22 protein-coding genes and 1 tRNA gene are annotated in these 23299 nt (G+C 52.7%); 7 read left to right on the top strand and 16 right to left on the bottom strand.

Annotated features, from left to right (window positions below; translation table 11 throughout):
• Positions 1 to 47 precede the first annotated feature (47 nt).
• Positions 48 to 878: a M14 family zinc carboxypeptidase gene (locus ACO0LK_RS15300; RefSeq protein WP_422976453.1), complete on the bottom strand. Its 831-nt coding sequence runs from the start codon at positions 876 to 878 to the stop codon at positions 48 to 50.
• Between the two features lie 143 nt (positions 879 to 1021).
• Positions 1022 to 2203, bottom strand: coding sequence for a methionine adenosyltransferase (metK, locus tag ACO0LK_RS15295; protein ID WP_422976451.1), 1182 nt, complete (start codon positions 2201 to 2203; stop codon positions 1022 to 1024).
• A gap of 404 nt (positions 2204 to 2607) precedes the next feature.
• Between metK and ACO0LK_RS15290 the strand changes: the two genes are divergently transcribed.
• Entirely contained in the window at positions 2608 to 3468 is an 861-nt protein-coding gene (locus ACO0LK_RS15290) for a lysophospholipid acyltransferase family protein (protein WP_422976449.1), read from the top strand.
• Positions 3465 to 4328 carry a lipid A biosynthesis acyltransferase gene (locus tag ACO0LK_RS15285; RefSeq protein WP_422976447.1) on the top strand — a complete coding sequence of 288 codons (864 nt, stop codon included), beginning with the start codon at positions 3465 to 3467 and terminating at the stop codon, positions 4326 to 4328. The genes ACO0LK_RS15290 and ACO0LK_RS15285 overlap by 4 nt, the downstream gene beginning before the upstream one ends.
• Here ACO0LK_RS15285 and ACO0LK_RS15280 read toward each other — a convergent pair.
• Positions 4322 to 5218 (bottom strand): LysR substrate-binding domain-containing protein, encoded by an 897-nt coding sequence (locus ACO0LK_RS15280; RefSeq protein ID WP_422976445.1) that lies wholly within the window; start codon positions 5216 to 5218, stop codon positions 4322 to 4324. The genes ACO0LK_RS15285 and ACO0LK_RS15280 overlap by 7 nt on opposite strands.
• Before the next feature lie 123 nt (positions 5219 to 5341).
• Here ACO0LK_RS15280 and ACO0LK_RS15275 point away from each other — a divergent pair, with 123 nt between their 5' ends.
• Entirely contained in the window at positions 5342 to 5962 is a 621-nt protein-coding gene (locus ACO0LK_RS15275; protein ID WP_422976443.1) for a LysE family translocator, read from the top strand.
• A gap of 351 nt (positions 5963 to 6313) precedes the next feature.
• Positions 6314 to 7135 (top strand): DUF2087 domain-containing protein, encoded by an 822-nt coding sequence (locus tag ACO0LK_RS15270; RefSeq protein ID WP_422976441.1) that lies wholly within the window; start codon positions 6314 to 6316, stop codon positions 7133 to 7135.
• 310 nt (positions 7136 to 7445) lie between these two features.
• Here the strand turns inward: ACO0LK_RS15270 and ACO0LK_RS15265 are convergent, their stop codons facing one another.
• From ACO0LK_RS15265 to ACO0LK_RS15255, 3 genes are read right to left on the bottom strand one after another with little or no spacing between them, the layout of a single operon-like run.
• Entirely contained in the window at positions 7446 to 7814 is a 369-nt protein-coding gene (locus ACO0LK_RS15265) for a hypothetical protein (RefSeq protein WP_422976439.1), read from the bottom strand.
• Between the two features lie 41 nt (positions 7815 to 7855).
• Positions 7856 to 9196, bottom strand: coding sequence for an ATP-binding protein (locus ACO0LK_RS15260; protein ID WP_422976437.1), 1341 nt, complete (start codon positions 9194 to 9196; stop codon positions 7856 to 7858).
• Positions 9196 to 9942: a response regulator gene (locus ACO0LK_RS15255; protein WP_422976435.1), complete on the bottom strand. Its 747-nt coding sequence runs from the start codon at positions 9940 to 9942 to the stop codon at positions 9196 to 9198. The genes ACO0LK_RS15260 and ACO0LK_RS15255 overlap by 1 nt, the downstream gene beginning before the upstream one ends.
• A 257-nt stretch (positions 9943 to 10199) precedes the next feature.
• On the opposite strand from ACO0LK_RS15255, the gene ACO0LK_RS15250 reads away from it, so the two are divergent.
• Positions 10200 to 10751, top strand: coding sequence for a DUF2147 domain-containing protein (locus tag ACO0LK_RS15250; RefSeq protein ID WP_422976433.1), 552 nt, complete (start codon positions 10200 to 10202; stop codon positions 10749 to 10751).
• Positions 10752 to 10806: 55 nt separating this feature from the next.
• On the opposite strand, the gene phhA is transcribed toward ACO0LK_RS15250, so the two are convergent.
• Both phhA and hppD read right to left on the bottom strand, forming a co-directional pair.
• Complete coding sequence (gene phhA / locus ACO0LK_RS15245) at positions 10807 to 11694, bottom strand: phenylalanine 4-monooxygenase (protein ID WP_422976431.1); 888 nt, start codon at positions 11692 to 11694, stop codon at positions 10807 to 10809.
• 84 nt (positions 11695 to 11778) lie between these two features.
• Positions 11779 to 12891: a 4-hydroxyphenylpyruvate dioxygenase gene (hppD, locus tag ACO0LK_RS15240; protein ID WP_186950344.1), complete on the bottom strand. Its 1113-nt coding sequence runs from the start codon at positions 12889 to 12891 to the stop codon at positions 11779 to 11781.
• Positions 12892 to 13070: 179 nt separating this feature from the next.
• On the opposite strand from hppD, the gene ACO0LK_RS15235 reads away from it, so the two are divergent.
• Positions 13071 to 13574: an Lrp/AsnC family transcriptional regulator gene (locus tag ACO0LK_RS15235; protein ID WP_422976429.1), complete on the top strand. Its 504-nt coding sequence runs from the start codon at positions 13071 to 13073 to the stop codon at positions 13572 to 13574.
• 640 nt (positions 13575 to 14214) lie between these two features.
• Here ACO0LK_RS15235 and ACO0LK_RS15230 read toward each other — a convergent pair.
• The 4 genes from ACO0LK_RS15230 to ACO0LK_RS15215 form a co-directional block, all read right to left on the bottom strand.
• Entirely contained in the window at positions 14215 to 14901 is a 687-nt protein-coding gene (locus ACO0LK_RS15230) for a GNAT family N-acetyltransferase (RefSeq protein WP_422976427.1), read from the bottom strand.
• 98 nt (positions 14902 to 14999) lie between these two features.
• Positions 15000 to 16211, bottom strand: coding sequence for a multifunctional CCA addition/repair protein (locus tag ACO0LK_RS15225; RefSeq protein ID WP_422976425.1), 1212 nt, complete (start codon positions 16209 to 16211; stop codon positions 15000 to 15002).
• Between the two features lie 21 nt (positions 16212 to 16232).
• Positions 16233 to 16934, bottom strand: coding sequence for a glutathione S-transferase family protein (locus ACO0LK_RS15220; RefSeq protein WP_422976423.1), 702 nt, complete (start codon positions 16932 to 16934; stop codon positions 16233 to 16235).
• A gap of 23 nt (positions 16935 to 16957) precedes the next feature.
• Positions 16958 to 18877, bottom strand: a complete 1920-nt coding sequence (locus ACO0LK_RS15215) for a transglycosylase SLT domain-containing protein (protein WP_422976421.1) — start codon at positions 18875 to 18877, stop codon at positions 16958 to 16960.
• Between the two features lie 69 nt (positions 18878 to 18946).
• Between ACO0LK_RS15215 and ACO0LK_RS15210 the strand changes: the two genes are divergently transcribed.
• Positions 18947 to 19528 (top strand): 5-formyltetrahydrofolate cyclo-ligase, encoded by a 582-nt coding sequence (locus ACO0LK_RS15210; protein ID WP_422976419.1) that lies wholly within the window; start codon positions 18947 to 18949, stop codon positions 19526 to 19528.
• Positions 19529 to 19547: 19 nt separating this feature from the next.
• Here ACO0LK_RS15210 and ggt read toward each other — a convergent pair whose 3' ends face one another.
• The 4 genes from ggt to ACO0LK_RS15190 form a co-directional block, all read right to left on the bottom strand.
• Positions 19548 to 21293, bottom strand: a complete 1746-nt coding sequence (gene ggt / locus ACO0LK_RS15205; RefSeq protein ID WP_422976417.1) for a gamma-glutamyltransferase — start codon at positions 21291 to 21293, stop codon at positions 19548 to 19550.
• A 130-nt stretch (positions 21294 to 21423) separates the two neighbouring features.
• Positions 21424 to 22011, bottom strand: a complete 588-nt coding sequence (locus ACO0LK_RS15200) for a 50S ribosomal protein L25/general stress protein Ctc (RefSeq protein ID WP_186950328.1) — start codon at positions 22009 to 22011, stop codon at positions 21424 to 21426.
• Between the two features lie 113 nt (positions 22012 to 22124).
• Complete coding sequence (locus ACO0LK_RS15195; protein ID WP_186950326.1) at positions 22125 to 23087, bottom strand: ribose-phosphate pyrophosphokinase; 963 nt, start codon at positions 23085 to 23087, stop codon at positions 22125 to 22127.
• A gap of 120 nt (positions 23088 to 23207) precedes the next feature.
• Positions 23208 to 23284: transfer RNA gene (locus tag ACO0LK_RS15190), tRNA-Gln, on the bottom strand.
• Positions 23285 to 23299 lie beyond the last annotated feature (15 nt).

The following is a 23299-nucleotide window of genomic DNA, read 5'->3' as shown; positions in this document are numbered from 1 at the left end:
TGGACAGTTTTGGACTTATGAGACATGCCCCAAGTATGGAATTTTAGTCAAGGATTCCGCGCGGTTTTCAGTGGCCCCGCGACATTCTGTCTTATCCAGTTTTGCATATCCTGCCAGATGCGTTGCACTTCGGCGTCTGGCGGCATCTGGGTGGCATTTGGCAATTCTATGGTGACTACCGGGATGTCTTTGTGCAGGCCACTGTAATTGCCGAGTGAGCCAGGATAAACGCCTACGCGGTTGTAGATCAGACGGCCAAAGCGATTCGGTGGCGTGGTGGGGCCATCAAAGTCGAGTACGCCAAAAGGCGCGTGGACCGAGATGATGACATCGGGTTTATATTTTTCTATGGTTTCATAAACCCAGCGGCTTTCCGGTTCTGAGATCGGTGCCTTGCCCGGATAGCGGCGCGGGTCACTGCGGGTGACACGTGCCCAGTAACTGGGCGCTTCTTTTTGCCAGTTGGGGGTAGGGAAGTTGCGGTTCAGGTCTATGCCACGGGCATTCACACGGCGTGGCTTGGGGGCCAACAAACCATCGGGGTTGACCACCGGCGCGATCTTCCAGTTGAATTCCAGCGGACTTTTTTGCATGGTCTCCATCCATTTGAAAACGATGGAGGACGCTGTTTGTTCATCGCCATGGATGCCACCCAGCAGCAGTACGCGTATGGCTTGCGGATGCTTGGCATCGGCTTTGATATCCCGGAATAACACCGGGAAACCATTGAGTGAATTGGCACCGGTAGGATTGAGTTTGCTGTTCTTGCAGTCGTTCAGGCTGACCTTGGGCAGACGTGCTACCAGCGGTGTACACCAGTCGGTGACAGGTTTTGGTTTGGCGGCTGGTGGTGCCGACAGGCTGTTTGCAGATGGCATGGACAACAGACCAGCCATCGCAAACAAAGCACCGAGTTTTTTGCAGCGAAATGCAGTGAACTTACTTCTGAAAAAACTTACCGGCATTCTTGCTTCTACTCCCAGTGCTACCAAATACGCGTTACGACAATATTGACGATAAATTACAGACCTGCTGCAGCACGCAAAATCGCTGACTTGTCAGTACGTTCCCAAGTGAATTCTGGTTCTTCACGACCAAAGTGACCATAGGCCGCAGTCTTGGAGTAGATAGGGCGCAGCAAGTCCAGCATCTGGATGATGCCTTTAGGGCGCAAGTCAAAATGTTCATTCACCAACGCAGCGATCTGGTCATCAGGGATGACGCCTGTGCCTTCGGTGTAGACCGTGACGTTCATTGGGCGTGCCACGCCAATGGCGTAAGCAACCTGGATCTGGCATTGACGGGCCAAGCCAGCCGCCACGATGTTCTTGGCAACATAACGTGCTGCGTAAGCCGCAGAACGGTCAACCTTGGTAGGGTCTTTACCGGAGAAAGCACCACCGCCATGTGGGCAGGCACCGCCGTAGGTATCAACGATGATCTTGCGACCTGTGAGGCCACAATCGCCTTGCGGGCCACCAATGACGAAACGGCCAGTCGGGTTGATCAGGAACTTGGTGTCTTTCAGCCATTCTTTCGGCAGCACTGGTTTGATGATTTCTTCGATGACGGCATCGATGAAAGACTGCTTCATCTTGTGTGCTGTTTCGCTTTGGTCAGGGCTATGCTGGGTGGACAGAACCACCGTGTCTATACTGTGTGGCTTGCCATCGACATAACGCATGGTGACCTGGCTTTTTGCATCTGGACGCAAGAAAGGCAGACGACCGTCCTTGCGCAGTTGTGCCTGGCGCTCTACCAGCCTGTGGGCATAATAGATAGGCGCTGGCATCATTTCCGGCGTTTCGTCGCAGGCATAACCAAACATCAGGCCCTGATCACCGGCACCGGTGTTGAGGTGATCGTCAGATGCCTGATCAACGCCCTGGGCGATGTCGTTGGATTGTTTATCATAGGCAACCAGGACTGCACAGCCCTTGTAATCGATACCGTATTCGGTATTGTCATAGCCTATGCGTTTGATGGTGTCGCGCGCCACCTGAATGTAATCGACGTGGGCGTTGGTGGTGATTTCACCAGCCAGTACCACCAGACCAGTGTTGGTCAGGGTTTCGGCGGCAACGCGAGAACGGGGGTCTTGCTCAAAAATGGCGTCCAGGATCGCGTCGGAAATCTGATCAGCGACTTTGTCCGGGTGTCCCTCGGAAACTGATTCAGAAGTAAAAAGAAAATCATTTGCCATCGCAGGCTCCTATAAAAATTGACCGTAAAGATTTTGCCGCAGTCGGAAAGAGATCCTGCGACGCTTTAGCGAATTTTATTAACCGCCTCGCAAGTTGTCTGTTAACTCGGCGGTGGCTTGCTTCTCAGAACCGTTTACGATCTGTAGCGAGCGAGCGTCAGCGGGGTAAGGGTAACTAAGCGCAGCGCAAAAAGCGGAATGTACACTAGTACATGAGCATTTTGAGCAGCACATGAGCCCCGATCACGCTCGCGCAGTAAGATCGTGAACCGGTTCTTGTACCTTGCCATGCGCTTAAGCAGGTAAAAGCTAGCCAATGTGTGATATTTTACGCTCGTTCTGCTTTATCTGTCGAATATCCCCTATTTTTTCAACTGTTACTTAACTGTTATTTGAGCGGCGTCATGCTTGTCACATTGTTTCGTCTTCTTTCTATTTTGCCATTGTCTGTCCTGCATTTTGCTGGTGCTGCACTGGGCTGGGTAGTGTATTTGTTGTCAGGTTCATATCGTCGTCGCCTGAAAGCAAATATCGCCAGGGCAGGGTTTACCGGGCATTTGCATGAGGCCGTACGCGAGGCCGGCAAGAATATCCTGGAACTGCCTTTTATCTGGTGCGCCAGGCCGGAAAGAGTGTTGAAAACCGCCACCATAGAGAACTGGGAATTGGTGCAGGCGGCTTTGGACAGCAAAAAAGGAGTCATTTTCCTGACTCCGCATCTTGGCTGTTTTGAGATCGTAGCCCAAAGCATTGCCGTGCGTACCCGTCTGACTGTCTTGTACCGCCCACCGCGCAAGGCGGCTCTTAAACCCCTGATAGAGGGCGCGCGTGCGCGCGACAATTTGTTACTGGCGGCGGCCAACCTGTCGGGCGTGCGCATTATGGCCAAGGCCCTTAAAAAGGGGGAAGCTATAGGCCTGCTGCCTGACCAGGTGCCACAAGAAGGTGAGGGCGTCTGGGCCAAATTTTTCGGCAAGCGTGCCTACACCATGACGCTATCTGCCAAGCTGCATGGCATGACAGGTTCACCCATCATCCTGACTTACGCAGAAAGGCTGCCGCTTGGGCGCGGTTATGTGATCCGTTTCGTGCCGTTTGAAGAGGAACTTGGTAGCGATCCGGTAGACCAGGCAAGCGCAATCAACCGTGGAATGGAAAAATTGATTGCCCGTTCGCCCGCCCAATATTTCTGGAGTTATAACCGCTATAAAAAACCGGACGGTGTGGATGGTCCTGAAACGCGCTTTGACCAGGGGCAGACATGAGAGCTGTGCTGGTCTTGATGTGGCTGTTGCACTGGTTGCCTTTGTCCGTATTAGGTCGTCTTGGCGAAGCCGTTGGCAGTATGCTGTTTGTCGTGATACGCAAGCGCCGTCACATTACCCTGAAAAACCTGTCCCTGTGTTTGCCGCATCTGAATGAAGCTGAAAGAATTGCCATCGCCAAACGGCACTTCCAGGTCTATGCACGCAGCGTGCTGGAACGCGGCATACTCTGGTGGGCGTCTGAAGCACGTCTGAAGCGATTGATACAGATTGATCCTGCCGTGCCCATGGCAGCCATCGCGGCTGGTCCGACCATATTGATGTGCCCGCATTTTGTCAGTCTGGATGTGGCTGGTGTGGCGGTGATGCTGGAGTCGTCCCTGTGTTCCATTTACACCCGTCAACGCAGCAAGGTATTTGATGCAGCCTTGCGCAAGGGGCGCTCACGTTTTCGTCCGGTGAAACTGTTTTCGCGTGCAGAAGGGGTCAAGCCCATCATCCGTGCCATGCGCGAAGGCCTGCCTTTTTTCATGTTGCCGGACATGGACTTTGGTGCCAAGGATGCCGAGTTTGTACCTTTCTTTGGTGTGCCTGCTGCGACCTTGACTGCCGTGCCAAGAATCGCAGCGACAACCAGTGCCAAGGTGATCCCCGTCATCGCTACCATCTTGCCGGACTATCAGGGCTGGAAAGTGAGTTTCCATGAGCCGTGGCAAAACTACCCGGGTGACGATATTGTGGCGGCCACGCGCTATATGAACGCCTTTATTGAGCAAGAGATTTTGAAAGCGCCCGCTGAATATTTCTGGGCACACAAGCGTTTTAAAACCAGACCACCCGGTGAGGCTGGTTTTTATTGATCAAGACCTGTGACGGCCTGCGCCGTCACTTTAAATTCCTGTTGCAACCATTCCAAAAATGCCCAGCGGCGCTTGTCTTCATTAAATGGCATGGCTGACAACAAGACATAGTCAGTACCGTCCGTCATGAAAGCATGGGGCGCGATGAGTTGTCCGCTGCGGATTTCATCTTCCACCATATAGGCCGATGCTATCGCCACACCCAGGCCGGCGCAGGCTGCTTGCAGGCTCAGGTAGAAATGTTCATACGTTGCCCGGCTCTTGCCGCGTGCAGTTTGGCCGCTGAGTTTTTGCCACTGGGGCCAGACATCGGGACGTGTTGCAGTGTGCAGCAGGCATTGTTGGCTCAGTTGCAATTTGCCCTGATTGAGCAGGCCTGAAATGCAGACAGGGGCAATCAGCTCCTGGGCAACTTTAGCGGCATGGTAGTTTGCTTCCCACACAAAATCATTGCGCCGCAGAGCCAGGTCTATATGCCCGTGGCGCAAATCTACAGGTCCGCCCGCTGCAAATAAATGAATGTCCAGTTCTGGATGTAGTTGCCTGAATTTACCCAAGCGCGGGATCAACCAGCGCATGGCTATCGTCGGTTCACAAGAGACGACCAGCGGTTGATCATCGGCCTGTCTGAGCTGGCGCAAGCCTGCTTCCAGTTGCCGCATGATGTCTGTGCAGGTGCCTTGCAGGCTGAGGCCGGCTGGCGTTAAGAAGATGGCACGGTTGCGGCGTTCGAACAAGTCTATGCCCAAATTTTCTTCCAGTTGCTTGATCTGCCGGCTGACTGCACCGTGGGTCACATGCAATTCTTCCGCAGCCCTGACCAGGCTCAAATGACGAGCCGCTACTTCAAACACGCGTATCGCATTCAGGGATGGCAGGTGATAGCTCATATGTGAGTTTTTCTCAATGATATGTCTGAGTATAAATCGATTTTAATAATTAATGTCTGACTTGAGAATACATCTATGCGTGAAAGACAGTCACGAATATAAATTTTACTCCTGAGAGAAAACATGACAGAACTTATTGCCGTTGCCATCATCACCATCCTGGCCGTCATCAGCCCTGGTGCTGACTTTGCCATGGTCACCAGAAACAGTTACCTGTATGGCCGACGTGCAGGTTTGCTGGTTGCCAGTGGTATAGCGCTGGGTGTGCAAGTGCATGTCATGTACACCATGCTGGGTGTGGGCTTGCTGATAGCCAAATCCCCGAGCCTGTATTTCGCCATCAAGATCATCGGTGCGGTTTATCTGATCTATATCGGTTACCAGACTTTTTTTGCGCGTGCCGTCGTCAGTACAGAAGTTGATGCAGGGCAGTCATTGAATAATCTCGCTGCTTTGCGTGCAGGTTTCATGACCAATGCCTTCAACCCAAAAACCACTTTATTTGTCCTGAGTACTTACACCCAGGTCGTACAGCTTGACACCAGCCTGCTGGCGCAATTTGGCTATGGCTTGTTCATGTCCTTTGCGCACTGGATCTGGTTCAGTCTGGTTGCCCTGTTTTTCTCGGATCATCGCCTGCGTGCAGGCATGCTCAGGCAGCAGGTGATATTGAATCGTTTCATTGGTGCTGTATTAATCGTTTTGGGTGTGTCGCTGGCCAGTTTGCCTGCCTTGCATTCGTAATGACTCATTTGCTATCAGTTGACGAAATTTGAAGGCGCGCCTACAATTGTGACACAGGTGCTAAGGGGCGCCTGCCCGCACAAGAGGCTCTCACCCTTAGAGGCTGTTTCAAAATTAACCTGGCGTTGTTGCATCGCCTTGCCGTACTAAAGTACTGTCTTCGGCGATGGCGCCTAGCCATCTTAATTTTGAAACAGCCTCTAAATATTCACATCCAGATTAATGTGATAATTGCCATGTTTCGTTTGACGTCAGCGGGTCGTCGATAAGCGAACTGGAGTTCATCATGTTATCGTCGTACTATCCATCCTTGTTCATCGCGCAACAGTCCATAATGACTGGAGCCGCAGCATGAACGCACTTACTACAGAAATCAAAACCCGCGCCCGGTTGTTGCAAAAACTGCTGGAAACACGTAATACAGCAGCCAGCAAACGTGCGCTGATTTTAAGCCGTCAGCGCAACTGGGAAATCCCCGATAGCTGGCAACTCAAACACTGCATGAATCTGGCGGCGGCAGATGCGGGTTTCCAGAACTGGGAACATGCCCGCCTCGTCCTTGGTGGCGAGGCTAAACCTGGTGACGATATGGGCGACTTCTGGCATGGCGCCGAAGTCACTTCTTTCTTCAATCACTGGTATGCCAGTTACGCTGAAGCGCAGGCCCAATTGCATGCCCATGAGACGGATTATTTACTGCCTTACCGGCGTCAATACCTGATCGTCACCAGCGATTATTTGCAGGCGATGGGCGTCAGTGCGTCGCCTGAATTCTGGAGTGCTATCGGGCGTGATCTGGTTTTGGGATATGGCAGCGCAAGCTGGTTGAACCTGGCTCAGCAACGCCTGCAAGCCAGCCGCACCGAGCGTTTCAAGGCGAACTGGGATGCTTCTCAGATCATGCTGGATTTGCAGTCCACCGAAGTTGAGGCTGAACGGGTGATGAAGTCCTTCGTCAGGGACGGGCGTCTGGTGAGTATTCCTGAGCAGCGCAAAAAACGCCTGGTGATCTTGCGCTGGCTGGTCGGACAATTACAGTTTGAGCGGCGGTATGTGGAAGCTGATATCAATAGCTTTTTGTTGCAGTTTCATTCTGACTTTGCGACCTTGCGGCGGGAGTTTATTATGAATGGTTTGATGGAGAGGGCGGATGGGGAGTATTGGAGGGTGTGATGGGCATGTTGGTATTTTGATGCAGATGGACTTGTGTTGTGTGTGAAGTGATTCCTCTGCGTAGGCACAAGCCGGGTTTCGGTCAATTAACGGCAATCATCATATCGTCGCTCCAGCGTAGGCTGGAGGCTACCGGGCTGGCGCTCCAGTGGCGTTCGTTATCTGCCGTACGTTAATTAAAACGCTTGCCCTTCGCAGACTCAAGCCGGGTCTCGGTCGATCAACAGAAATCATCATATCGTCGCTCCAGCGTAGGCTGGAGGCTACCGGGCTGGCGCTCCAGTGGCGTTCGTTGTCTGCCGTACTTTGATTAAACGATTGCTCTCCGTAGACACAAGCCGGGTCTCGGCCCGGCGGCCGAATTCCTTTCTTTGCTTCGCCAAAGAACGGAATCAAAGAAAGGCGACCGCAGACTTGCCCTTCGGGTGCTTACGCTGCGCTTCAGCACAATTTGTGCATCACAAAAAATGGGAAAGCTTCGAAACTCGCTTCGCTCAAACACGAAGCTTTCTGATCCATTTTCTGTAACGCACAAATTGCTACGTCCCCAGCGGATTAAGGTCAAAGGCAACAGCAGCAACAACAGCAGCAACAACAGCAACAGCAACAGCAACAGCAACAGCAACAGCAACAGCAACAGCAACAGCAACAGCAACAGCAACAGCAACAGCAACGTCACCGACCGCATCTCATATTTTTTCAGTCAATCGTTCAGGCGATTTAATCTACCCCAGCCTGCAAAGGCAATCTGACACTCACCGCCAAGCCACCGCCCTCACGATTGGCAAACTGTATTTCGGCATGCAGTTGCAGCGCCAGTTGGGCCACGATAGCGAGACCAAGGCCTGCACCACCAGTCTCACGGTTGCGGGAGGATTCGAGTCGTACGAAGGGTTGCATCACGGCGTCCCATTGCTCTTCGGGGATGCCGGGGCCTCTGTCCTGTATGGTGATGACGGCATGCTGCTGCTTGCTGCCCATAATAACTTCCACTTCCTTGCCAAACTTCAGTGCATTGTCGATGAGGTTGCCGAGCAGGCGGGACAGGGCCAGGGGGCGGGTTTGAAGGGTCTGGCTGCTGTTGCCACGCAGGCTGACCTGCTGGCCGGTGTCGCAATAGTCTTGTACCAGGCTGCCTGTAAGGGCATCAAGATTGATTTTGCTGCTTGCTTCCTGATCGGTTTGTAACTGATTTTGTACCTTGGCATAGGCCAGGCCCTGCTCTACCAGTTTTTGCATGGCTTGCAGGTCAGCTTGTATTTTATCGCGCTGGCTGTCGTCGTCCATGAGTTCGGCGCGCAGGCGCAGGCGGGTGATGGGGGTTTGCAGGTCGTGGGTGATGGAGGCCAGGATTTGCATGCGTTCTGCCAGATAAGTGTCTATGCGTTCTTGCATATTCTGGAATGCGGTTGCGGCACGGAATACTTCGCGCGGGGCACGGGCAGGGAACTGTGGCCTGGCACCTGGTTTTACCATGGCATCGGCTGCTTCAGCCAGCATGGCCAGGGGGCGTGTCGCGGTCCTGACTGCCAGCCAGGCTGCCAGCATGAGGATGGCAAGCTGTACGCAGAGCAGTGAAAACATACTCCATTGTATGGTGTAAGGTGTTGCAGTCAGGCGGACGGTGATCGGTGCGCCGTCACTCAGGGCCAGATGCAATTGCAGGATTTTCTTATCGCTTTCAGTGCGTATGCTGATCCTGATCTTTGCCGGATGTTCGAGGTTGTTTTTTATGGCTTCTATCGCTTCATTGGCAATGTCCAGGTCTATGCTGTCCGTGGCATCAGCGGGGGCGGCCTGCAATGTATATACGTAATTATTGCGGGCCAGTTTGTCCAGCCATGACTGACGTTCGCTGACCGGCAGACGATCAAGAAAGGAAATCGCATTGGCGACATCCTTGCCTACCGAATAGACCATATGATTTTTCCTGACCTGCATCTTGTCCCATTGCGACGAGGCAAACGAGAGTGCATAGGCCATCAGCAGGGCACTGAGTAAAATCAGGCACAGGCGGCCAAACAGGGTATGCGGCCAGTGCGGGCTTTCCATGATATGCATCAGATCTCCCCGGGTGCCGTGACCTGTGCACAAAATACATAGCCTTCGCTGCGCACGGTTTTGATATAGCGCGGCTCGCGCGCATCATCACGCAAATGCTGGCGCAGGCGGCTGACCAGCAAATCAATGGAACGCTCGAATAGATCAGCGTCACGACCCTGGGTCAGGTTTAGCAACTGGTCACGATTCAGTACGCGTTGCGGGTGTTCGACAAAGACTTGCAGCAAGCGATATTCAGCACCGCTGAGTGTGACCATGACGCCGTCTTTATCAAGCAGATGGCGTGCCAGGGTATCGAGTTGCCAGTCACCAAAATTCAGCACGGCAGGTGGTTTTTGTTCGCGTAATTTAGGCGGAAGCATGCGTGTGCGGCGCAAGACTGCCTTGATGCGGGCCAACAATTCCCGGGCAGCGAAAGGTTTGGTCAGGTAATCGTCGGCACCCATTTCCAGGCCGACTATGCGGTCAGTTTCTTCTGCACGTGCAGTCAGAAAAAACAGGGGAATAACTTTGTGCGGGCCAGAGCGCAATTCGCGGCACAGGCTCAAACCATCCTCACCCGGCATCATGATATCGAGTACGATGAGGTCGATGGCACTGCCTTCGAGTAAGGCGCGCATTTGCTTGCCGCCCGCAGCCGTGCTGACCTTGTTGCCATTCTTGCGCAGGTACAGGGCAGTCAGTTCGCGTATTTCTGCATCATCATCAACGATGAGGATGTGATCCGGGGATTCTGTATTTTCCATGTGCTGGGCTGGTTGGGGACTGGTTGCGCATTGTTGATACACATTCTTGATGCGAATTTTTTATGATTCATTCCATAGTGCTTTATAGCTTAAATAGCGGCAGAGACAAAATCTTTTGTATCCCAGTGTATCTGAGTGCTGTTGACACATAGTCTGATTCAAATAAGGCATTTCCTGACATCTGCCAGATACCTTGCGACTGTCTAATGACCTTGCCGTGATGAATTCATCACCCCGACAACCCAAGGAGAACTGACATGAAAAAGCAAATGATCGTTATCACTACTTTTGCCACCGTATTGATGAGTGCCTGGTCTGCCCAGGCGCAGCAGGCTGGTTTGTCTGATTACTACCTGGCACCTGTGGAAGCCGAAATTCAGGCCAGCAAGCTTGCCAATAACCTGGCAAATGGCCAAGCAAATATGCCAGACACAGTCGCTGGTACCTGGCTGACCCAGAGCGGTAGCCTGGAAGTACAAATCGGCAATTGTGGTCAGTCTGTGTGCGGCAAAGTCAGCAAGGTCAACGATGCTGCGAATGTGAGCAACATGACTGCGATGGGCAGTACCGCAACACCTGTATCCGCGATACCGGTATTGGGTAAGACCATTATGGAGGGCTTTACGCCGATCGGGGTCGCCACCTGGTCAGGCACGATTTTCAATCGCGCCGATGGCCAGACCTATGCGTGCCAGATGCGCATGCTGAGCCCGACTGAGCTGGAAGTCACAGCATACAAGGACAAGCCAGAAAATGGCCGTAGCCAGGTATGGACGCGCGTATCAAATACCGTCACTGCGCAAAAATAAAAATGGGAGCATCACTTTTGATGCTCCCATTTCAGTTTTCAATCTCAATGCAGACTTACGGCAGTAATTCGACTTCGCCCGGCAACAAGGTATTGGCTGGCAAGGCATCGCGTTGTTTCAGCCTCTCATAATACGGCGTGAAGTCTGGTGCCGTACCATCAAATAATTGCTGGAAATCGTCAATGACAAAATAGGTTTCCTGATAGCTGTCTATCTTGTACAGGGTTTGCAGGCAGCGTTCTATGTCGAGATGGATATGGCGTGAAGTGGTTCCGGGCTTCAGGCAATATTCAACTTCGCCACCAGACGACAGGATACCGGCACCGTAGATGCGCAAACCCTGGTCGGTCCTGATCAGGCCAAATTCCACCGTGTACCAGTACAGCCGCGCCAGATAATCGAGGCCGCCGAGTTTCATCGCCTTCAAGCCGCCTTTACCGTACAGCTGCATATAATCGGCAAAAATCGGATTGAACAGCATCGGTACGTGGCCGAAATAATCGTGGAATACATCAGGCTCAACGATGTAGTTGAATTCTTCCGGCTTGCGCAACCACACGGTGATGGGGAAGCGGCGGTTGGCCAGGTGTTCAAAGAAAGTCAGCTCCGGGATCAGGCCAGGTACGGCGACGATGCGCCAGCCGGTGGCGGCAAACAATTCCTCCGACGTGCGTTCAAACCTGGGTATGCCATCAGCCGCATCCATCTTGTGCAGGGCTGCGATGAATTCATCACAGGCACGGCCAGGCAACAGTTCCATCTGGCGCTGATACAGTTTGCGCCACAGGGCGTGTTGTTCTTCTGTATAAGCAGCCCAGTCCTGCTCGACGACATAGTGTTCGTCAGCTTTTTCATAATCACCGCGCAGGGCTGCACCGTTGGATTTTTCGGCAACGGTGGCCAGGAAATCGTCATTGCTGACGGTAGTATCGATAGTGTCCATATTTTCCAGAGAAAAAGGCCGGCATCGTGATGATGTCCAGCCTCTTTCTATCTCCTCATGTTTCCATTCACTGTATGTGAAAAATCAGGCAGTTGTTTCGTCTTTGATGACGCCACGACGAATCTGATCCAGTTCTATCGATTCAAACAGGGCGCGGAAGTTACCCTCACCAAAACCCTGGTCGCCCTTGCGCTGGATGATTTCAAAGAAGATGGGGCCGATGACCGTTGTCGTGAAAATCTGCAACAGCAATTCACGTGATGTTTCTGTGCTCTTGCCATCGACGAGTATGCGCAGCTTGCGTAATTCTTCCAGGTTTTCACCATGGCCTGGCAGGCGACGGTCAACCAGGTCGTAGTAAGTTTCTATGGTGTCCTGGAACACAACGCCATTGGCTTTCATGCCGCCCACGGTGTCATAAATATTGTCTGTGCCCATGGCGATATGCTGCACGCCTTCGCCGTGGTACAGGTCCAGGTATTCAGCGATCTGGGATTTGTCATCCGACGATTCGTTGATGGGGATGCGGATTTTGCCGCAAGGTGAAGTCATAGCCTTGGATTTCAGGCCGGTGTGTTTGCCGGCGATATCGAAGTAACGGATTTCGCGGAAGTTGAACAGGGTTTCATAAAAATCTGCCCATTCTTTCATGCGACCGCGATGTACATTATGGGTCAGATGGTCGATATAAGTCAGACCTTTGCCGACCGGGTTGGATTCCACGCCAGGGATAGCCACGAAGTCAGCGTCATAGATGCTGATATTGCCGATGGCACCAGGTTCTGCACCATCTTTGCCATGCCAGCGGTCAACGAAATACACCAGCGCGTCGCCTATACCCTTGATGGCGGGGATGTTCAATTCCATAGGACCGGTTTTATTGTCGAAGCCCCAGGCACCCAGATCCAGCGCACGTTTGTAGGCGGCATTGGCATCCTTGACGCGAAAAGCGAAAGCACAGACGGAAGGACCATGCTTGCGGGCAAATTTTTGCGCGAAAGAATCAGGTTCTGCATTGATGATGAAATTCACGTCACCTTGACGGTACAGTGTCACATCCTTGGTGCGGTGTTTGGCAATCGCAGTGAAACCCATGGTAACGAACAAGTCGCCGAGCCCTTTAGGATCGGGTGCTGCGTACTCGATAAACTCAAAGCCATCGGTACCCATAGGGTTTTCCCAAGTTTGGAAAGTCATGCCTGTCTCCTCAATGTCATCATCAGTGTCTGCTGCATCTGACTGCTTTCAAGGCAGGCTTTGATGTAGCGCAAGCTCTCAGTATAGTCCGCTAAACGCGCCATATAATTGCCAAATACCCCAAAGACTTCGCAATTTGAGCAATAATATTGCTTAATTTATTGGATGTGAGGCAAATTATGCTTGAGGTTGAACTGGACAAGATAGACCGCAAAATCCTGGCAATTTTGCAGGCAGATGGCAGGCTGACCAATCAGGAAGTGGCCGAGCGCGTCAATCTGTCACCTTCTCCCTGTCTGCGTCGCATCAAGCGGCTGGAAGACAGCGGTGTCATACGCAAGTATGTGGCCTTGCTGGAACCGGCCAAGATAGGCCTGGGTTTGCTGGCTTATGTCAACGTGCGGCTGGAAAAGCACAGTGATGCACCGGGCAAGGGCGCGTCACGCTCGCCACGCGATGACTTCTCGGCCTCGGTAGGGCAATGGCCTGAGGTGGTGGCCTGTTATGCGATGACGGGGGAAATGGATTATTTGTTGCGGGTGCATGTGGAAGACATGAACCATTTTTCGCGTTTCATGATGGAGACGCTATTGCGTCATCCTGCTGTGCTGGATGTAAAGTCTAGTTTTGCCTTGCAGCAGATTAAGGATACGACGGCTTTGCCGGTAGTGGTGGGTGGGTGATGAAGGTTTGAGCGATGGATGGCATTGTGCTTGTTATTTGGCAATGTGGATGTGATATCCGTAGCCTTATCGCTTATCGTTTATTGCTTAGCGATTTGTAGCGCATGCAAACTAGCGCGTAGTTAAAACAATGAACCTCAAAATCGTCACTCCTGCGCAGGCAGGAGTCTAGTGGCGTTCGCAACATTCTATGCAGTGATTTAAATCCGTGTATTGTGATTAGGTAGATTTTTTAAGTGCCTGCATACGTCATCTGCGATTGCAGGCCGGTGGTAGACCGGCGGCTACATCCCTTTTTGCTTCGCCAAAAAGGGATGCCAAAAAGGCGACCGAGGCGTCTTGCCCCTTCGGGGTTCCCTTTGCTGCAAGTCAAAAAATGGGAAGGTCCGCAACTCGCTACGCTCAAACATCGGCCCTTCTTTTTCCATTTTCTGCCTCGCATCAAAGGCATCGACACATCGGAACTGAGAAATTCAAAAGCAACACCAAAGTCAAAAGCAACGTCAATGCGGCCTTTAGCCAAGTTTCTTATTGCTGGATTGATTAATGATTGAGCCATAGAGAACAGCAGGAAGAAAACCAGACTTTGCTTTTTCTCCTGCTTTTCTTTGTGCCTCTGCGGTGAGACGCCCTGGCAAATCTACTTCGAACTATCCTTCATCCCCGGCAGATTGCTGAGCCATTTGGCGGCGGCGCGGGTATTGGCTTTGATGGTGTAGTCAATGGCGGCGACCTGTTCCTGCATGGCTTCCTTGAGGACGCTGACGGCGTCGGCGGGCAGGATTTTCAGGTAGGCGTCGGCTTCGCCGTATTCGCGATGGATTTCCATGCCGGCTTTTTTGGCGATGTGTATCATCGTCTGATTGGATGACAGGCAGTGCATGTACAGGGTATCGACATCGTCATTGCGGCAGTGGATGGCGCCGCGTTCAAACAGTTTTGAACCTATGCCTTTACCACGTGCGATTTTGGACACGGACACGCCAAATTCGGCGACCTTGTCCTTGTCTGTGACTTCATCCTTGTCAGAGCGCGGTGCATATGCCAGATGACCGACGCCGACGATGCGGAAATGGTGGCTGATGACGCCAAACACCTTGTCGCGTGAAAAATCGATGCCTTCTACATATTTTTCTATCATGACATCGGGTAGATAGGTGCCGAAGCGCAGCAGGCGGTCGCTTTCTTCGAGGCCAAGAAAATGACGCAGGATGCGATGTCTGTCTTTTTCCGACAATTCCTTGACGAAAACAGTCGATTTCGATGGTTTGTTAGCAGCGTTTAGCAAGTGTTTTGGATCTTCAGGAAACATATCTGACGCATTCATGGCAGCTCCTTATGGGTAGCTTTTGTGCACTGCACAATGCATTGTAGATGATCTCGCCTGATTATTCCAGATAAGCGCCGGTTTTGAGAGTAAAACTTCTATTGTTGCGCGTTTGATGCGGCTTCCAGCGCGTTTATTCTGCCTGCGCGTATGGCAATCGGAATTTGCTGTGGTTGGGCTGCATACAGGCTGGCAATCTCACCGCCATTCACTTTCAACACGATATCGAGGGCCTGGCTTAACTGTAACTGCGGAGCGAAGACGGCATCTGTTGCCAACTCTTCAAGAAACAGGCAGGCACAGGCATTCAGCATCTCAAGAAAACGTTCTGGCTTGCGCAGGGCATCACAACGCGTCAGCAAATCAACGGTATCTGCGGCGGACAGGGATGCGGCGTCTTTGATGTGTAAATGTTCACGCGCCAGCATGACGGCCATGTCGCGGCAATCTGCCGGTACTTTGAGGCGCTGGCAAATGCCATCTGCCAGCTTTACCCGCAGTTTTTCAACTGACAGTATGTCGCTGCCCGCAGGCACTATTGCCAGGTCATGCAGCAGTATGGCAAAACGTGTGCTTAGTGCTTGCTTGTGGCTGGCGTGGCTGGCTGTGGCATCCAGTATCTGCATCAGTTGCTGGCCGCGTTCATTGGCGGTACCTGGTTCAAAAAGGGCATTCAATTCAGGCAATAATCTTTGCAGGGCACCGCAACTGCGCAGTACGGCAAACATGCGTGAGGGCCGTGCTTCCATCAAGCCGCGTGACAGTTCTTGCCAAACCCTTTCGGCCACCAGGGCATCGACTTCGCCGGCCGCTACCATGCCTTGCATGAGTGCGGTGGTTTCTTCTGCAACAGTGAAATCCTGTGGCGGTATGGCAAAGCGGGCGGCAAAACGGGCCAGCCGCAAGATACGCACAGGGTCTTCGCAAAATGCCATTGATACATGGCGGAATACCCTGTCATGTAAATCGCGCAGACCACCATATGGGTCGATGATATTGCCAGCGTCATCCTGTGCCATGGCATTGATGGTCAGGTCGCGGCGTATCAGGTCTTCTTCCAGCGTGACATCAGCGTCGGTATGAAATACAAAGCCCTTGTATCCGGCAGCAGTCTTGCGCTCGGTACGTGCCAGTGCATATTCGTCATGGGTCTGCGGATGCAAAAATACTGGGAAGTCTTTGCCTACCGGCAGATAGCCTTTTGCCAGCATGTCTTCAGGTGAAGCGCCCACCACCACAAAATCGCGGTCCTGCACAGGCAAACCCAGCAGGCTATCACGTACGGCACCACCGACAATATACGTCTTCATGCTGCTACGTCAGTCTGGTGTTCAGTCATCATCGCTGGCTAGCCCTTCGGTTTCCAGCAAGGCTTCCCTGACCCATTGGGCAACAGCCGGATGAGCCAGTACGCGCTCGGTATACGCTTGCAGGGCAGGGGCCAGCGATACGCCATAGGTGCGAAAACGCATGACTACCGGTGCATAGAAGGCATCGGCGATGGAAAAATCACCAAACAGGAATTCATGTGCGCCGTACAGGGACAGGCAGTCTTCCCAGATTTCGCTGATGCGGCCAATATCGGCTTGTGAGCCTATGGTGCGGCCCTTGCCAGGCAGCGAAGCACGGATATCCATAGGCATGTCTGAGCGCAGGGATGAGAAGCCGGAATGCATTTCGGCGCAGATGCTGCGTGCTGTTGCGCGTGCTGCCACATCTTCTGGCCACAGGTTGAGTATGGAAAACTGCTCGGCCAGGTATTCGCAAATTGCCAGTGAATCCCAGACAGTAATATCGCCTGCCAGCAAGACCGGCACGCGGCCAGCGGCAGAATATTCGGCGATGCGGGTGGTGGTATCCGGTTGTTGCAGTACGATGCGTATTTCTTCAAAAGGAATGCCAAATGCCTTCATCGCCACCCAGGGACGCATGGACCAGGATGAGTAATTTTTGTTGCCTATGATCAGTCGCAAGCCAGCGCGTTCCTGGCCCAGCATGGCTGCCAGTGCGGGCTGCATTTCAGTATCTTGCATGAGTATTTGTATTTAAAAAAATATTAAGGAAGGTCTGGATCACCAGCAGTCATTCCCTTCGGTACCACTACGCCCAGACGGCTCTTCAGGGACTGGGGTTTTTTCTCGAAAAGGGCTGCATAGTAGGTGGCATTCGACAGCACATTCTTCACGTAACCACGGGTTTCGTTGAAGGGAATGCTTTCTGCAAAAATGGCACCTTCTACCGGACGACTCAGTTTTGCACGCCAGGCCCTGGGGCGTCCAGGACCGGCATTGTAGGCGGCCGATGCCAGCGCCTGTGAACCACCAAGGTCGGTCAGTACCATATTGAGATAGTTGGTACCCAGGGCAATATTGGTATCCACATCATTGACCTGTTCCGGTACAAATTTGCCCAGGCCAATTTTCTTGGCGACATAGCGTGCGGTAGCCGGCATCAACTGCATCAGGCCAGATGCTCCCACATGCGATTTGGCATTCATGATGAAGCGTGATTCCTGACGTATCAGGCCATATACCCAGGCCATGTCCAGGCCCAGTGCCTGCGTGGTTTTGTACATGCTTTCATTGAAAGGGGTAGGGTAGCGCTGGCTGAAATCGAGTTCACCCTTGGTGCGGTCAGAGGTGTTCACCATGCGGTCCAGCAAATTGTTCTGGCGTGCCAGTTCGGCAGCGGCCAGATGCTGACGTTCGCTCATCTTGCGCAATTCCCAGTTCCATTCACGCGTGCCTTCAAAGCGCAGGTTCATGGCATAGAACTTCAGGGCTCTTTGCAGGTTGGGATTTTTCTCCATTGGTGCCAGTTCTTCTGGCGTCACCGGTTTGACGGTGACTGGCACACCAATTTTCTGCCCCAGTTCTTCCAGCGCCAGTTGACCATAGAAATGCAGTTGCTCGGCGATACTGGCAAATTGTGCCCGTGCTTCTTCACTCTTGCCTTCGCTTTTCAGGGCGCGGCCATACCAGTACACCCAGGCAGGGTCAGCCTTCAAGGCTGGCGGCATGCTGGTGATGCCGGTTTTGACCAGCTTCCAGTCACCTTCGCGCAGGGCGGTACGTACCCGCCATTGATAGGCTTCCTGCGACAATGGGGCGGTATCAGCACGTTGCCAGTAACCCAGTGCATCCGGTTCCAGTTTCAGTGCTGCTTGCAGGGCAATTTGGGCCCAGCCTGTGGATTTTTCTATGTCGCTGAACTGGCTGGCATAGCGGCTGAGTATGCTGGCGGCCTGTTCATGATCAGTCTTGGCCAGGCGACCGAGGGCGATCAGGTAGAGTTCATGTGCGGTGCGACCAGCTTCCGGTGCTTTTTTGGTGACGGCAGCAGGCTTGTCGATGGCATCAGCCATCTGTTTTTCCGGCACGTTGAGCAATTTGCCCAGGCGCTGTGCCAGTGGCAGTGCACCGTTTTCGCCAGCCATGCGGACTTGTGCCCACAAATCGTTATTGCTGAATTGTCCATTGCCCGCGAGGTAAGACACCAGGGTGTAACAGCCTTCACCATAGTCGCGTGGCGAATTCAGCAAATTGCGTGCGTCGCTGGCGACTTTTTGCTGCTTAAGTGCCTTTGACAGCACCGCATAGCAGCGCAACTGATTGTCATCTGCTACGACGAACAGGGGGTATTGTTGATCGAATGTTTCCCATTCGCCACGTTTTCCCAGCAACAACAGCCAGTCATTGCGCAGGCGGTCGGCGATGGCGCTGCCTTCATATTTGCTCAGAAAATCACGAAATTCGGCATTCGTGGTTTTCACCAGGCGGGCACGCAGGCGATAATAATCAATATAAGAGGGGATTTCATAATTCTTGAGTGCCGCTGCATGCTGTTCAGCATTGCCGCTATCATCATGGAAGGCGGCGTCGCGCAAGGCCATGAAGCGGTCATCATCATTGATCAGGCCTTTTTTTGCCGCAGCGGCGCTGGCGACATTGGATGCGCCGAAACCTGCTAAGATCATCAGGCCAAGTCCAGCTAAACTTTTTTTCACAGACATCTTTAGACAGTATTTGATTACATTTCTGACAGTATGACACAGCCCAAGGCCAGCGCACATCCGATGTACACAGAAGCAGCATTCAGTCGTCAGGACTTGCGGAAAAGTTTACTGCAAAAACGCCGGAATATCGCAATGAATGTCAGGCAACAATGGGACAGGCAACTGGGCGAAAAGTTGCTGCAATATTGCAGGCAGCAACAGATCACGAGCCTGGCGGTGTACTGGCCGATACGGGGTGAGCCTGATTTACAGGCCACGTATGCCGCCTTGTCAGATGCCGGTGTGCAACTGGCACTACCACTGGTGCTTGTCCGGCAGCAGCCTTTACAGTTTTTAAGCTGGCAACCGGGCGATACCATGCTGGCCGATGAATACGGCATACCGGTGCCAGCCCAGCGTACGCAGTGGATACAGCCGGCAGCGCTATTGATACCCTGCGTAGGCTTTAATGCGGGCAGGTACCGCCTGGGGTATGGTGGCGGTTACTATGACCGCACCCTGGAAAAAACACCGCGCCCGCTCACCATAGGTATCGCCTATCAATGCACGGAGGCGGACTTTGCTGCTGACACGCATGATATCCCTATGGATATCATCATCACTGAAGCCTGAGCCTGGCAATCTGAAGCGTTTAAAATCCGACCGCACTGCCATCCGGATTGCGCGGGTCCGAATAGCCAGCAAATCCCTGTGCAAAGACTTGTATGGTCTGTGTCTTGCCCAGGGTAGCCGCTGGTCGCAGCACCTGGCCTTTTTGTTCCAGCAGGCGCAGGGTATCGATGCTGATCCCTTTTTCATAGCGTAGCTGGTCTGGCATCCATTGCTGATGGATGCGCGGTGAAATCGTGGCTTCCGCGACATTCATGTCATGGTCGATGACATTCAATATCGTTTGCAGCGTCGTGGTGATGATGCGGCTGCCACCTGGGCTGCCTGTCACCAGGAAGGGTTTGCCATCCTTCAGTACGATAGTGGGTGACATCGAGCTCAAAGGACGCTTCCAGCTCTGTACCGCGTTCGCATCACCACCCAGCAGGCCAAAGGCATTCGGTACGCCGGCCTTGACCGAAAAATCATCCATTTCATTGTTCAGCACGATGCCGGTGCCAGTGGCGACAATGCCGCTGCCAAAGTTCAGGTTCAGGGTATAGGTGGTGGCGACCACATTGCCGAATTGGTCAGCAACGCTGTAATGCGTGGTCTGGTCGCTTTCATAGGGCAGGGGTTTGCCGGGCTTGATATCGGCAGAGGGTGTGGCACGGTCTGGTTGTATTTTCTTCACCAGCTCATCGGCATAGGCGCGCGAAGTCAGGCCTTTGGTCGGTACTTTGTAATAATCCGGGTCACCCAGAAATTCGGAACGGTCGGCATAGGCCAGTTTCATCACCTCACTGAGCTGATGCAAAGTCTGGGCGCTGTTGGCGCCCTGTTCTTTCAGGGGGAAATGTTCCAGCATGTTCAGCATCTGTATGATGTGTACACCACCCGAACTTGGTGGCGGCATCGACACGACTTCATAGCCACGATAATTGCCACGTACCGGGATGCGTTCCACGGCCTTGTAGTTTTTCATGTCACTGGCAGATATCAGGCCATCATGTTGCTGCATTTCAGCGACGATCTTTTTGGCGATCGCACCTTCATAAAAAGCCGATGGACCCTGCTCGGCAATCAGGTGCAGGGACTGTGCCAGGTCTTTTTGTAGCAAGCGCTCACCGGCCTGTATGGGTTTGCCATCCTTGAAGAAGATAGCGCGGCTGGCTGGCCATTTACCCAACTGGTTTTTGCCCGAATCGATAAGCTCTGCCAGATGCGGGCTGATATCAAAGCCCTGTTCGGCCAGGCGTATCGCCGGGGCGATGACATCCTTCCACTTCATACTGCCATATTTGCGCAAGGCCAGATCCATGCCTGCTACCGTACCAGGTACGCCGACTGCCAGATGACTAAACAGGGATTTGCCGGAAATGACTTTACCATTCGCATCCAGGTACATGTCACGCGTGGCTTTTTCTGGTGCCAGCTCACGAAAATCGAGGGCAATATCCTTGCCTGATTTGCTGTCATGGATGACCATGAAACCACCACCGCCGATGTTACCTGCGTTCGGCAGGACTACGGCCAGGGCAAAACCAACTGCCACTGCGGCATCAACAGCATTACCGCCGCGCTTGAGTATGTCCAGGCCAACCTGGCTGGCCAGCGCCTGCTCAGTCGCCACCATGCCCTGTTTTGCATATACCGGGCTGATGATGGGGTAGCTGGTGTCGTATTTGATGCCCGCTGCCAACTGTGCCTGACTGACTGGGCTGACCAGACTGAAACACAAGGGGATGAATAGACTCAGGTATAGCTTGCGGCAGGAGGATGATGGCATGCGTAGAACTCCGTAATTCGGATTAAAACGATATAACTGATTCTGACATGAAGATGGGGCAAAGTATCCCGCTCGCAGAAAATAAAAAAGCCGCCCGAAGGCGGCTTTCGACTAACTTGCAAAATGCAAATTATTTTGCTTCAGCTTCTGCAGAAGTTGCGCCAGCTGGGATAACAGCGATAGCAACAGTTGCGTCACCACCGTGTACAACAGCTGTCACGCCTTTTGGCAATGTCAGTTGAGATACGTGGATGGATTGACCAGCTTCCAGTTTGGACAGGTCAACTTCAACGAACTCTGGCAGTTCTGCTGGCAGGCAGGAGATGTCCAGTTCAACAGCAACGTGGCTGATGACCGCTGCGGACAGTTTAACTGCTGGGGAAACGTCAGCGTTGATGAAGTGCAGAGGCACTTTAACGTGGATTTTCTGGTTAGGATCTACGCGTTGGAAATCAGCGTGCAAAACCAGTTGTTTGTATGCGTGGACCTGGAAGTCGCGCAACAATACTTTTTCTGATTTGCCATCCACTTCCAGGTCCAGAATGGAAGAGTGGAATGCTTCTTTTTTCAATGCATGGTACAGCGCATTGTGATCCAGAGTGATGGCGACCGGTGCTTCTGTACCGCCGTAGATGATGCCAGGTGTTTGGCCAGCATTGCGCAGGCGGCGGCTCGCTCCGGTCCCCTGTTCTTTGCGTGCAAATGCGATTACTTTCATGGTGTTACTCCAAAAAATGCAAAACATTTACTTGTTTTGCGGTATTGAACCCCCGCGACCAGGGGCCCAGAAAAAAGCACTGTCATCAAGAAGATGGCAGTGCCGGAAAAATTTTAGTCCGTGAACAGGGAGATGACCGATTCGCCCTTGGTAATGCGGCGGAAAGTTTCGGCCAGCAGGCTGTCACAAGACAATTGACGAATCTTCGGGCAGGCACGGGCTGCTTCCGTCAGTGGAATGGTGTCTGTCACTACCAGTTCATCCAGCGGCGATTGCGAAATACGTTGTATCGCAGGGCCAGACAGGACAGGGTGGGTACAGTAAGCCAATACTTTCTTGGCGCCACGTTCTTTCAATACTTCAGCTGCTTTGGTCAGGGTGCCGGCAGTGTCAACCATGTCATCCATGATCACGCAATTGCGGCCTTCGACTTCACCAATAATGTTCATGACTTCAGAGACATTCGCTTTTGGACGGCGTTTGTCAATGATGGCCAGATCACAACCCAGACGTTTTGCCAAAGCACGGGCGCGTACCACGCCACCCACGTCAGGGGAAACGACCAGCAGGTCTTCGTAATTCTTGGCGACCAGATCACCCAGCAGAATTGGCGAAGCGTAAATATTGTCGACAGGGATATCAAAGAAACCCTGGATCTGATCGGCATGCAAGTCCATGATCAACACGCGGTCTACACCGGCTTCTTCCAGCATATTGGCAACCACTTTGGCAGAAATCGCAACACGCGCAGAGCGTGGGCGGCGATCCTGGCGGGCATAACCAAAATACGGGATAGCAGCAGTGATACGACCAGCGGAAGCACGTTTCAGTGCATCAACCATCAACATGATTTCCATCAGGTTGTCATTGGTTGGCGCGCAAGTGGATTGCAAAACGAAAACATCTTTGCCGCGCACGTTTTCATTGATCTCGACCATTACTTCGCCGTCAGAGAATTTGGAAACGTCTGCCTTGCCGAGGGGGATGCCGAGTTGCTTGGCAACACCGGCAGCCAGTGCAGGATTGGCGTTGCCAGTGAAAACCATCATGTTGTCATTTGCGCGCGCATTTGCCATGGCTGGGACCTATCGGCTGAGATTGTGGGTCTGGCTTATTTTGCATGGGTTTTATACAAAACTAGCCGCTGATAAAACTGAAAAAGCCGCCGCACAATCTATGCGGCGGCTTTAATTTAATGGCAGGGGAAGAAGGATTCGAACCTTCGCATGCCGGAATCAAAATCCGGTGCCTTAACCAGCTTGGCGACTCCCCTACACAACCGTTTGCC

This window comes from Undibacterium sp. Ji49W, from assembly GCF_049340205.1.
Lineage (GTDB): Bacteria > Pseudomonadota > Gammaproteobacteria > Burkholderiales > Burkholderiaceae_D > Undibacterium.
Note: the sequence above shows the minus strand (reverse complement) of the source record. Positions and strands in the feature narration are given on the sequence as shown.